Source organism: Parahaliea mediterranea, from assembly GCF_003402235.1.
Lineage (GTDB): Bacteria > Pseudomonadota > Gammaproteobacteria > Pseudomonadales > Halieaceae > Parahaliea > Parahaliea mediterranea.
Genome location: NZ_QEWO01000008.1, coordinates 1 through 12,230, shown reverse-complemented (window position 1 = coordinate 12,230; position 12,230 = coordinate 1). Strand labels below are relative to the sequence as shown.

The window sequence follows — 12,230 nt, the reverse complement described above, 5'->3', positions numbered from 1 at the left end:
TGTCTCCTTACTGGGTGCCGCGCAGGCCGAGAATGTCGCGGGCCCGCTCGGGGGTGGCGATGCTGCCGCCCATGGCGCAAATCAGGCCGGCGGCTTTTTCCACCAGCTCACCGTTGCTGGCGAATACACCGCGCTCCAGGTAGAGGTTGTCCTCCAGCCCCACCCGCACATTGCCGCCCAGCAGCGTGGCCTGGGCCACCATGGGCATTTGCAGGCGGCCGATGCCAAAGCCGGCCCAGTTGCAGCCCGCCGGCAGCATGTCGACCATGGCCTTCATGGCCGTGGTGTTGGCGGGCGCCCCCCAGGGAATGCCCAGGCACAGCTGGTACAGGGCCGGCGCTTCCAGCAGGCCGTCGGCGTGCATCTGGTTGGCAAAGGCCAGGTGGCCCAGCTCAAACACTTCCAGCTCCGGTTTAACACCCGCGGCTTTCACCCGCTCGGCCATCTCCCGCAGGATCGGCGGGGTGGAGATGTACACGTAATCGTCGCCGAAGTTGATGCTGCCGCAATCCAGGGTGCAGATTTCCGGCTTGAGTTCTTCGATGTGGGCAATGCGCTCGGCGGCGCTGATCATGTCCGTGCCCTCGCCGCCAATGCCGGGATTGTCGTCCCCGGGCACAAAATCGCCGCCCATGCCGGCGGTGATGTTGATGATGATGTCGCAGTCGCTTGCGCGAATGCGTTCCACCACTTCGCGGTACAGGGCGATGTCGCGGGACGGGGCGGCGGTGTTTGGGTCGCGCACGTGAACATGGGCCACTGCGGCCCCGGCGCGGCCGGCCTCGACGGCGGCGTCGGCGATCTGCTGTGGGGTAATGGGGAAGTTGGGGTGTTTGCCGGGGTTGCCGGCGCCGGTGACGGCGCAGGTGATGATGGTGTCTTTGTTCATGGGCTCTCCTTGACGGTTGCGGCCCACGGTACCGGAGTGCGGGAAAAGGTTTTGAGCTTATGCGAAGAGTGTTTGTCGGAATGCGACGGGTGGGGGTGGGGGTTTGTTGCGCGGCTCGCTCGTCGTGCGGCCTTACGGCCGCTGCGCTGCCGGCGATCAGGTGAGCTCTTTTACTCCATTACGGGCGCATGCGGTGCGCGTTCCTGTTGTTGTTTTTTACCTCGTTAGTTGCAGCCGGCTTTGGTTGTGGCATATGAGTGCACAGTATCTGCGGCACGTTGATCGTTCTGAAGTTCGGTAGTGCCCTTCGCGATGCCGCGAGACGAGGTAAGTGAAGACCGAGTTCGCATCCGACGCCCTCCAAGTCCGTAAAAGACTCACCTGTTCACCGGCAACGCGTCGGGTAGGCGATGCAGCGTCACACGGGTTTGTTTTTGGTGGGGAGTCGAAGCAAGGCGGGTGGAACGTATAGGAGATTACAAAGGCCACTAAGCTCACTAAGCCCACAGCATCGACTCTCTCCGCCCGCAGTGACGCCCCTGCCCCTGGCACCCGCATGGACGTCGACAGGTGAAACCCTTTTGCGGACTTGGAAGGCGGCGGCTGTGGGCTCGGTCTGCGCTTACCCCGTCTCCAAGCATCGCGAAGGGCACTGCCGAACTTAAGGCCGATCAACGTGCCGCAGATACTGTGCACACCTATGCCTAGACCAAAGCCGTTTGCAACTAACGAGGTAAAAACAACAACAGGAAGGCACACCGAACGCCTGGAATGTAGCAAAAGGGTTTCACATGACGGCGGCGATGCAGCGGCCGCAAGGCCGCCTCAAACCAGAGCGAAAAGGCCAGAGCGAAAAGGCCAGAGCACCAGCCCGTCACCCAGGCCGCTGCCGCTCCTCCCGCGGCGGATACCCAAAATGCCGGTGATAACTGCGGGAAAAATGCGAAGTCGAGCCAAAGCCACAGCGCAGTGCAATATTCGTCACACTGAAACTCGTCTGCTGCAGCAACAGCTGGGCCTTCTCCAGCCGCAGCCGGCGATAAAACGTCAGCGGCGTGGTCTGCATATGGCTGCGAAACAAGCGCTCCAGCTCACGTTCCGACACATGCACCCGCCGCGCCAGCTCCGGTATCGGCAGCGGGTGCTCAAAATGCCGTTGCATATTCTCAATCGTCTCCAGCAGCTTGGCGTTGGACACCCCGTAGCGCGACTGCAACGACAGGCGCTGGGGGTCGCTGCCCTCGCGAACCTGATGGTAAATCAACTGGTCAGAGATGGCCGCTGCCAGGTCGGCGCCGTGCTGCTGTTGTACCAGGTAGAGCATCATGTCCAGGCCAGACAGCCCGCCCGAGCAGGAAAACCGGTTGCGGTCGATCTCGAACAGCTCCGGCACCACGCGCACGTTGCGAAATGCCTCGCGGTAACTGTCGTGGTTTTCCCAGTGGATGGTGGCGCTGTAGCCTTCCAGCAGGCCTGCCGCCGCCAGCAGGTAGCTGCCGGTATCCTGGCCGCCCAGGTCGACACCCACGGCGGCCAGCCGGCGCAGGGCGCTGGCCAGCTTGCTGTTGAAGTGTTTCTGGGGGTGAAAGCCGGCGCACACGATGAGGGTGTCGATGCCCTTTACGGTCTCCACGGCTTTGTCGGCCATCAGGCTGATGTCGTTGCTGGAGCGCACGGGGCGCCCGCCCAGTGACAGCATCTGCCAGTCGTAAAGCGCCTCCCGCGCCAGGGTGTTGGCCCAGCGCAGGGGGTCTACCATGGCCGACAGGCCGATCATGGAAAAGCCCGGCAGGATCAGAAAACCGATACGCTGGGGGCTGGTGGACGGTGCATCTCCAAACATCAGGCGAATTCCGGCATATTCCCGTCGGAAATGCGCATAAGTCTACACGCTTCTCGCTTACTATGGGGCGGCAGTATCGATACCGGAGCTCGCCATGGATTTCAGCAATGCCTTTTCCGCCTATCGCACCCCGGTGCGGGAGGAGTGGATCGACTACAACGGCCACATGAGCGAGGCCTTCTACGTGCTGGTGTTTGGCTACGCCACCGATGCCCTGATGGACGCCATCGGCATCGACGAGACCTGGCGCGCACGCCACGATTGCTCGCTGTATACGCTGGAAGCCCATGTGCGTTATCTGCGTGAAGTGGGCGAGGGAGCGCCGCTGACGGTGCACACCAGTGTGGTGGACTCCGATCACAAGCGTCTGCATGTGTACCACGCCATGCGCCACGAAGAGAGCGGCGAGGTGTTGGCCAGCAGCGAATTGATGCTGATGTTCATCGATACCGCCAGCGGCCGCTCGGCCGACTTCCCGGCGGCGGTGGGCGCACAGATCGCCCGCTTCAAGGACCGCTGGAGCGCCCGCCCCGAGGCGGATGATCTGGGGCGGCGCATCGCCATTCCCCGCCGCTAGCGCGCGGCCGCGCTGAAAGCGCTGCCCGGTTACCGCACGCCCCCAGTCCCAGTCCCAGTCCCAGTCCCAGCCAAGGCGCAGGCGCCGCTAGGATTCGCGGCGCTCTGCTTGTGCCTGGTCATCCCCGGCCGGCAGGGTGAGCACCGGCTGTTGTACCGCCGCGCCAAAGTCCTGCTTCAGCCAGCGCAACAGCGCCACGCACAGCAACAGCAGCACAGGAATCAGGGGCAGGGCGGTGATGATGGTCAGCGACTGCACTGTTTTCAGCCCGCCCACAATCAGCAAACCCACCGCGATGAATGCCAGGGCAAAGGCCCAGGTGAGGCGGTTGCGGCGCGCCGGCTCCTGGTCGCCGCGCAGGGCGTGGCTGCTGATGCTGGCCAGCACATAGGCGGCGGAATCCAGCGTGGTGGCCAGGAAGATAAAGCTGAGGAAGGTGTACACCGCAATCATCAGCCCGCCCAGCGGCATCTGGCCCACGATATCCACCACGGTGGCGGGAATGCCCTGCTCGGCCAGCAGGTCCACCGCGGGCAGGGTGCCGCTCAGCTGCAAATCCAGCGCAAAGGCGCCGCAAATGGCCAGGAAGGAGCAGCAACCCAGGCTGCCCCAGCCGATCACCCCCAGCACCAGGTGGCGGATGGTGCGGCCGCGGGAGATGCGGCCAAAAAACAGGCCCATCATGGGGGCATAGCTGACCCACCAGGCCCAGTAGAACAGGGTCCACGCCTCGGGGAAGCCGCCGCGATCGACCGGGTCCAGCCAGAAGGACATGCGGGTGAAGTTGTCCAGCATCAGGCCCAGGCTGTTGGCGCTCAGCGACAGGATGAACACCGTGGGCCCGGCGAACAGGATGAACAGCAGGATGGCCATGGCAAGGCCAATGTTGATGTCGCTGAGAATACTGATGCCCCTGTGCAGGCCGCGGTAGACACTGGCGCCAAACAGCAGCGTCCAGAAGGCCAGCACGCCGAGGCGGGTCAGCAGGTTGTCGGCTATGCCAAACAGTTCGCCGACAAAGGCCGACACCAGCGGTACGCCAAGACCCAGGGAGGTGCCGGCGCCGCCGATCAGGCCGATGATCACCAGGGTGTCGATCACTGGCTTTAAGCGCTGGCGCGCCGGGGTGTTGAGCACGCTCTCGCAGGCTTCGGATATACGCAGGGCGTGGCGCTCCTTCACGTAGAGCATGTAGGCCACCGGTACCGAGGGGATGGCGTACAGCGCCCAGGGGATAAAGCCCCAGTGGAACTGCCCGTACATGTGGCCCCATTCCACCGCCGCACTGGAGTGCGCGGCAATGCCAAGGGGCGGTGCAGACAGGTAGTACAGCGGCTCCACAAAGGCCCAGCTCACCAGGCCAATGCCGATGCCGGCGCTGAACATCATCGCCGCCCAGGGAATCTCGCGAAATTCCGGCGTATCGCCGGCCTTGCCGAGCTTGACCTGGCCATAGCGGCCAAAGGCCAGCCACAGGGCGAACACAAAGGCGCAAAAGCCTACCAGTACAAACAGCCAGCCAAAACGGCTGGTGACGAAGTGCATGGCGGCGCGGGCGCTGGCTTCAGCCTGCTCCGGAAACAGGCTCAAATAACCGCCCGCCAGCAGCACCACAACGAGCGAGGGCAAAAAAACGGCCCAGTCGATGCGCGGGCTGCCGGCGGGCAGTGTGGGGGGCACCTCAGTCATGCGTTCAGAACGCGTAGGAGGCAGTCAGGCCCCACATGGCGGGGTTGCCGTAGATCGGGTGGCCGTCGCCAGCACCAGCGCTGAAACTGTGCACCACGTAGTCCTCGTCGGTGAGGTTTTTGCCCCACAGGGCAAATTCCCAGCCGTTGTACATGCGCAGGGCGGCGCGGGCGTTAACCAGCGAATAGCTCTCGGCGCCGCTGTTGATATCGTTGGCGGTGCTGAAGTACATCTCGTCGGTGTAGGTTACGTCGGTGCGCAGCAGCAGGTCGCCCCAGTCGCTCACCGGCTGCACATACTGCACACCCAGCGAGCCGCTGGTCTCGGGCGCGCGCATCAGCTGGTTGCCCTCCACCGCGGGGTTGGCCGGGAACTTGGTGTACTCGGTATCCATCACACTGCCGGCCAGGAAGATGTCCAGGCGCTCCAGCGGGGTCCACCAGATTTCCAGCTCCAGGCCCTGCATTTCGGCATCGGCGGTGGCGGTGATCACCTCGGACGTGGCCACATCCACAAAGAAATTCTGCAGGTCCTGGTAGTCGCTGTAGAACACGTTGGCGTTGATGCGCAGGGTCTTGTCCAGCAGGTCGGATTTGAAGCCGGCCTCGTAGCTGGACACGATCTCCTGGTCAAAGGGCTTTTGCGCCTCCGCCAGGGTGGCCGCCAGGCCGTTGTAGCCGCCGGCCTTGTAGCCCTCGGCCCAGGTGGCGTAGAGCATGATGTCGTCGTTCAGCTGGTATTCCACGCCCAGCTTGGGCGTAAAGCGGCTCCAGGTTTCTTCCTCGTCAACGCGGTAGGCTTCCAGCAGGTAGCCCAGCAGGTCCGGGTTGTTGGTGACATTGCTGAACTGTTTTTCATCCCAGGTGTACCGGCCGCCGGCGATCAGGCTGAGCTGGCTGGTGACATACCAGGTGGCCTCGCCGAACAGCGATGCGCTGGTGCTGTCCATCTCGGCGTCCCACAGGGGGCGGGAGGTGCCGGGCACGCCGAGGTTGCCGGAGGAGTCGAAGGACTCAAGGCGGTCTACTTCCTCGTTGAAGTAGTAGGCCCCCACGGTGTAGCCAAAGCGCTCTGCTTCGGCTGCGTAGCGCAATTCCTGGGAGAACTGGGAGGAGTCCTCCTCGGCGTCGTTGGTCAGCGACAGCACCGGCCAGGTGCCGGTGAGGTCATCGAGGAACGAATATTCATTGGCGCGATAGGCGGTGATGGAGGTGAGCGTACCGGGGCCCAGGTCCCAGTTGAGGGTGGCGGAGGTGCCCCACAGCTCGCGTTCAGTAAAGCCGTCGAAATCCAGCGATACCTTGTCATTGGGCTCGCCGGGGAAGGGCGGCAGCACATTGATGGTGCTGCGCGCGGCGGGGCCGCGCAGGTCGTCGTCCTTGCCGTAGTCGGCGGACAGCAGCAGCTCGGCGCTGCTGCCAAGGTCAATGGCCAGTTTGGCGCGGCCGCTGATGTTGTCCACGTTTTTCAGCTCGTTGCCGGTGTTCACGTTGTCCACCCAGCCATCGCGCTCGCGGCTGGAGACGGCGATGCGGCCGCGCACGCCGCCGTCGTCGCTCAGGGGGCCGCTCAACATGCCGTTGATGCCCAGCAGGTTGTAGTTGCCCACGGTCACCTCCGCGCGGCCCTCCAGCTCATTGCTGGGGTTGTTGGTGATGATGTTCATGGCGCCGCCGGCCACGTTGCGGCCGTACAGGGTGCCCTGGGGGCCGCGCAGCACCTCAATGCGTTGCACGTCGAACATGTCGGCGCTGTAGCCGCCGGCGCGCCCGGCGTACACCTCGTCGATGAACACGCCAACGGAGGCATCGTCGCCAACGCTGCTGGAGTTGGTGCCCACGCCGCGCACATAGGGTGCCGGGGTGGTGGGGTTGTAGCTGGAGATGGAGAAGCTCGGCGTCTGGGCGGTAACATCGCCAATGTCCAGAATGCCGGTGTTGCGGATGGTGTCTTCGCTGAAGGCGGAAACCGCCACGGCCACCTGTTGCAGGTTCTCGGCCTTCTTCTGGGCGGTGACAATCACCTCTTCCAGTGCGGCCGTCGCGGGCAGGGCGCTAGTGGCCAGCAGGCCGGCGCCGGCCAGGCGCAGCAGGGGGTATTTGGGGCGGGGCTGTCGGTTGCGGGTCGTTTCCATCACGTCTCTTCACTCCTTCTCGTTTCAGTGCCAAATAGACAGAACTCAAAATGAATGACGCGTATGATACGGAGTGGATCAGCCTTTATTTGCCAAAATACGAACAAAAATGCTCAAAAACCGAAGCATAAAAGGTTTTGAACACTAATAGTAATTGCCCTCGCCGGCCAGGGCACCCTGGCCGCTGCCAACTCAGGCTTTGGCGCTGGCCTTGAAGTCGGGGTTGCTGAGTAGCAGCACCAGCGGCATGGCGGCCATGTTGATCAGCATCAACAGATGGAAGTCATTCACGTAGGCGATCTCCGCCGCCTGGCGGCTCACCTCCTGCAGCACCGATGCCGGCATGGCCATCAAGCTGCCAGTATTGTGCAGGGCGCCGGCCAGGTCCGGCGACATTTGCACCCGGGCGCCAATCTCCTGCTGGTTGATCCACAGGCTGCGCGACAGCACTGCCATTACAATGGACACCCCGATGCTGGAACCCAGGTTGCGCGCCAGGCTGAACAGGCCGGTGGCCTCGTCGCGCAGATTGGGGGGCAGCGTGACGTAGGCCAGGGTGGACGTTGGCACCATCACCAGCCCAAGGCCCAGCCCCTGCAACACGCCGGTAATCACCAGCTCCCGCTGCCCCACTTCCATGTTAAAGCCGGCCATCATGTGCAGCGACAGGGTTACCAGCCCCATGCCGGTGAGGATGGCCGTGCGCGGGTCGATGAACTTCAGAAGGCGCCCCACCAGCAGCATGGACACCATGGTGCCAACGCCGCGCGGCATCAGCACCAGGCCGGTGGTGACGGCGGGGTAGCCCTTCCACTGCTGCAGGAAGGGCGGCAGCAGGGCCATGGTGGCCAGCAGCACAATGCCCACAATAAAAATGAAGATAGTGCCGGCCAGAAAGTTACGGTCGCGGAACAGGGCCGGCGAAAAGAACTTATCCTCGCGTCCCACGGAGTGGTTGATAAACAGGTACAGCCCCAGCAGCCCGATCACGGCGTACAGCTGGATTTCCAGTGACTCAAACCACTCCACGTGCTCGCCGCGATCCAGCAGCAACTGCAGGCAGGCCACGGCAAGGGCAATAAAGGCGAAGCCCCAGCTGTCAAAGCGCTGTTTGCGCAGTGGCGTGTCGGGCAGGTACAGATAAATACCCACCAGCGAGGCAATGCCCAGCGGCACATTAATGTAAAACACCCAGCGCCAGGAGTAGTTATCGGTGAGCCAACCCCCAAGCGAGGGCCCGAGAATGGGGCCGAGCATCACACCCATGCCCCAGATGCTCATGGCCGAAGCGAGCTTTTCCCGGGGGAAGGTGTCCAGCAGCGTGGCCTGCGACAGCGGCACCAGTGACGCCCCGAACACGCCCTGCAGCATGCGCCACAGCACCATCTCCGGTAGCGAGCTGGCCTGGCCACACAGCATGGAGGAAATAGTAAAGCCGGCCACCGACCAGAGGAAAATGTTGCGCCTGCCAAAGCGCTGGGACAAATAACCCACCGGCAGGGTCATGATGGCGGTGGCAACAATATAGGACGTGAGCACCCAGGTGATCTGGTCGCTGCCCGCGCCGAGGCTGCCCTGCATATGGGGCAGGGCCACATTGGCGATGGTGGTGTCCAGTACCTGGATGATGGTGGCCAGCATGGTGCTGGCGGTCACCATCAGAATGCTGCCGCCGCGTTCTCTCATTGCGCGGTGTTATTCGCGCCGGGGCCGCCGGCCACCACCGTGGCGCCGGCCTGGGGCGTGGGGACGGTATCGATGTGTACTTCGGCACTCATGCCCGCGCGCAGGACCGGCTGATCCGCTCGGGTGGCGGTCAGGTGCAGGCGCACCGGAACACGCTGCACCACCTTCACCCAGTTGCCGCTGGCATTCTGGGCCGGAATCAGCGCAAATTCAGAGCCGCTGGCGGGGCTCAGGCTGTCGACCACCGCCTCCCACTCCACGCCGGGGTAGGCATCCACCTCCACCCGCGCGCGCTGGCCGGGCTGCACGCCGGCGAGCTGGGTTTCCTTCAGGTTCACCTCCACCCAGGTGCCCTCGCTGCTGAGCATGGACACCAGCGTCATGCCGGAGGGCACCATCTCGCCCACTTGGGGCACCTCGTTGGCCACAATGCCATCCACCGGCGCATACACCGCAGTGCGCGAGAGCTGATAGCGGGCGCGGTCGAGCTGGGCCTGGGCCACCTTGATGTCGGCGTGCAACGCCAGCGGGGCGTCGATGCCCCCACCCAGCTCCGCCGCCAGGCTGGACAGCTTCTGGCGGTTGATGGCGATCTGCGAGCGGGCGCGGCTGAGGGCCTGGCGGGCCTCATCCAGCTGCGATTCAGAAATTGCCACCGGCCCCATCTTTTCGTTGCGCTGCAATTGGCGCTGGTAATAATCGGCGTCGCGCTGGGCCTGCTCCAGGGCCGCTTCCGCCTCGGCGTAATCGGCAATGCGCGACTGCAACTGGTTGCGCACCTGGCCCAGGTGGGCCTCGGCTTCCTCTACCGCCAGGCGAAAAGGCGTGTCATCCAGGCGCACCAGCAACTGCCCGCGCTGCACCGGCTGATTGGCGCGCACCCCTACCTCCGCCACAATGCCGCCCACATCCGTGGCCAGGGCCAACTTGTCGGCTTTCACATAGGCATTGTCGCTGTGCACGCTGCCCTGGCCACCAAAAACCAGCCAGGCCACCACCGCCGCCGCGGTGAGTATGCCGGCGCCAAAACCGAGCCGGCGTCTTGTGCCATGATTCATCGTTACCACCTTACTTCTCGTCGCGGCTCAGGTTCTGGCGAACCCGACCCAGCAGTTTCTGTAATTGATCCACTTCCCGGGCAGACAGCCCGTCCAGCGCCTGCGCCCGCGTTGCCTGGGCCAGATCCCGCAGTACCGCCAGTGCCGGCCGCGCCGCCTCGGTGAGATAAATACGAAAACAGCGCCGGTCGTTATCGTCCCGGCGCCGCTCCACCAGCCCCTCCTGCTCGAGGTTGTCCAGTTGCCGCGTCAGGCTGATGGGGGCCACATCCATACTCTCCGCCAGCTCCGCCTGCTTCACTCCCTCGCGCTGGGCCAGGTGCCACAGCACCTGCCAGCGCGAGCGGGTCAGGCCGTGCTCACGGGCGCGGCGATCGAAATTGCGGCGCAGCAGGCGGGCGGCCGAATGCAGCTCGAAGCTCATCTGGGCTTCGACGTCGCTCTTGATCATAGGAAGGTTCCGTAATTTGTGCTGGCGTATTATAAGTATGCTTATTAAATAAGCAAGGGTGGGGAGTAGCAGTTTTTGGCATTGGGATGTGGTGATCCTCAAAGAAAGGTCTGCTTGGGAGCTACCCTCTGCGTCCTATATTGCGTGCCACTTCAAGCTGACTCGGAAAGAGTCCGTCGTATGTGCCCATCTATTCCGCTTGGGTGATGCCATTGCAGTGGCCGGCCGATTCAAACGACGGCACTTTATCTACGATCCCCAAAACGACAAACCCCGGCTAAATAACCGGGGTTTGTCAGCAGTCTGGAGAACAAAGTTCTCGTCCACTTCTGCCTGCTGAAGAGCAAAAAATACATCACTGAGTGTTCATACTGTTGCACCGCATGCCGCTAGCGAGGAAACCCTAGCCATGTGTCAGAAATTTTTACATCCAGGGCCATGTGCAGATGTGATAATTCTCGGAATACATAAAACTTGTTGTTTTTTCAAAGCTTTTTTTTGTGGCATGTTAATTGCTCCGTTAGCTAGACTGCCTAACCAAGGGATTGAAAATGCGCAAATTCGTTAAATTGGTAAGCATCGTGGTGGTGCTCACAGCGGCTGTAGGGCAGGCGCGTGCAGGTGTTATTTTTTCTTTTACAGAGTCAAGTGGAAACGTCCTCATGAGTTCTTCAGGGGTGCTGAACACTGCGAACTTGGTCAGCGTGGTACCGCAAGGATTCTCAACTTGGGGAGGCACGGGCTTGGACTCCACCGTTGAGTCTGACGTCATGGGCGACACATCCATGGGGCAAGTAGATACTTGGTTTGGATTCAGCGCAGGCACCGATTTGAGCGCTTGGGTTGTCGACAACCCTTTCACTATAAGTACCAATGACTTCTTTGGTGATTGGGCTTCGACAGGGACGACCCAGTTCGCTACTTATTACCGCAACCCTGAGATCACGCCCGGTATTGGTATAGCTGCTTCCGATCTCGTTGGGTCGCTCTGGACGCCGAACGTGTCGTGGGCGACCACGGGGACATTCGCCAGTCTTGGGTTGACCGCCGGTACTTACACCATCGCAGATGCCGCCACACAAGAGTCAATAACGTATCAAATCGGTGAGAGCATTAGCGCTGTACCCGAACCTGCCACCCTTGCCCTCTTCGGCCTTGGCCTTGCTGGCCTCGCTGGTCTCGGTCGTTCACGTAGCAAACGCGCTTAATTGGGGCGTGCATTGAAGTCCGCAGGTGCGGGCTTTCTTTGTGCGCCCGTGCCGGGTGCACTTCTGGAGTTGAAAGTCCTCCCTTAAGCTGGCCACCGCAAACGAAGTCAAGCGCAACTACGGAAGGGCGACCGACCGTGGGCAGGAAGCGTGGAACTGGTATAAGCATCACCTGGGATGGAAGCGCTACGAGATGGCCAACCGCCCCTGCCCCCGGGTACTGGGCATCGATGAGCACTTTTTCACCCTCAAGAAGGGCTATGCCACCACTTTCGTGGACCTGCGCAAGCGCCGGGTATTCGATGTCAAGCTGGGGCGCTCGGAACGAGTCTACCCCCTTATTTGAAGGGTCTGAAGGATCGCGGCAACGTGCAGATCGTCGTCATGGGCCTGTCCGAGACCTACCGGCGGATGGATGTCCGTTCCCCGTGTATGGGTAGAGCCGGAAGCCCGTTCCCCGTGTATGGACTCCTCCTCGTTTGCAAGGGGTTTGATGTCAGGCAGTAGGATCGATTGCTCACGTGTATTCGGCCTCATATTCGTGCCACAGAGTGCCACGGGGCCTTGATGGGCTGTTCGCGCGCTGGCTCCCAAACGTTTAGACGGGTTTACCACCCTTCGGGGGACACGGGGTTTGCCAGTGCCGGTTCGACCTGTTTACCGTCAGTCAGACTCCTTCGCAATCGGTGACAGGG

At 62.4% G+C, this 12,230-nt stretch carries 10 protein-coding genes; 3 read left to right on the top strand and 7 right to left on the bottom strand.

The window, feature by feature from the left end:
* Positions 1-7 precede the first annotated feature (7 nt).
* Both DDZ17_RS19970 and DDZ17_RS19965 read right to left on the bottom strand, forming a co-directional pair.
* Complete coding sequence (locus tag DDZ17_RS19970) at positions 8-889, bottom strand: beta-keto acid cleavage family enzyme (protein WP_116368765.1); 882 nt, start codon at positions 887-889, stop codon at positions 8-10.
* An 874-nt stretch (positions 890-1,763) separates the two neighbouring features.
* Positions 1,764-2,732, bottom strand: coding sequence for a GlxA family transcriptional regulator (locus DDZ17_RS19965; RefSeq protein ID WP_116368764.1), 969 nt, complete (start codon positions 2,730-2,732; stop codon positions 1,764-1,766).
* A gap of 94 nt (positions 2,733-2,826) precedes the next feature.
* Between DDZ17_RS19965 and DDZ17_RS19960 the strand changes: the two genes are divergently transcribed.
* Positions 2,827-3,309, top strand: coding sequence for a thioesterase family protein (locus tag DDZ17_RS19960; protein WP_116368763.1), 483 nt, complete (start codon positions 2,827-2,829; stop codon positions 3,307-3,309).
* 87 nt (positions 3,310-3,396) lie between these two features.
* On the opposite strand, the gene DDZ17_RS19955 is transcribed toward DDZ17_RS19960, so the two are convergent.
* From DDZ17_RS19955 to DDZ17_RS19935, 5 genes are all read right to left on the bottom strand, one after another.
* Positions 3,397-4,998: a BCCT family transporter gene (locus tag DDZ17_RS19955; protein WP_116368762.1), complete on the bottom strand. Its 1,602-nt coding sequence runs from the start codon at positions 4,996-4,998 to the stop codon at positions 3,397-3,399.
* A 4-nt stretch (positions 4,999-5,002) separates the two neighbouring features.
* A complete protein-coding gene (locus DDZ17_RS19950; protein WP_116368761.1) occupies positions 5,003-7,132 on the bottom strand; it encodes a TonB-dependent receptor in 2,130 nt (709 codons plus the stop codon).
* Positions 7,133-7,324: 192 nt separating this feature from the next.
* Complete coding sequence (locus tag DDZ17_RS19945) at positions 7,325-8,818, bottom strand: DHA2 family efflux MFS transporter permease subunit (RefSeq protein ID WP_116368760.1); 1,494 nt, start codon at positions 8,816-8,818, stop codon at positions 7,325-7,327.
* On the bottom strand, positions 8,815-9,876 hold the full coding sequence (locus DDZ17_RS19940; protein ID WP_116368759.1) for an HlyD family secretion protein: 1,062 nt from the start codon (positions 9,874-9,876) through the stop codon (positions 8,815-8,817). Before DDZ17_RS19940 ends, DDZ17_RS19945 begins: the two co-directional genes overlap by 4 nt.
* A 10-nt stretch (positions 9,877-9,886) precedes the next feature.
* Positions 9,887-10,327, bottom strand: a complete 441-nt coding sequence (locus DDZ17_RS19935; protein WP_206613605.1) for a MarR family winged helix-turn-helix transcriptional regulator — start codon at positions 10,325-10,327, stop codon at positions 9,887-9,889.
* 551 nt (positions 10,328-10,878) lie between these two features.
* On the opposite strand from DDZ17_RS19935, the gene DDZ17_RS19930 reads away from it, so the two are divergent.
* Entirely contained in the window at positions 10,879-11,535 is a 657-nt protein-coding gene (locus tag DDZ17_RS19930) for a PEP-CTERM sorting domain-containing protein (protein ID WP_116368758.1), read from the top strand.
* A 193-nt stretch (positions 11,536-11,728) separates the two neighbouring features.
* Positions 11,729-11,881 (top strand): transposase, encoded by a 153-nt coding sequence (locus DDZ17_RS22545; RefSeq protein WP_157976756.1) that lies wholly within the window; start codon positions 11,729-11,731, stop codon positions 11,879-11,881.
* Positions 11,882-12,230 lie beyond the last annotated feature (349 nt).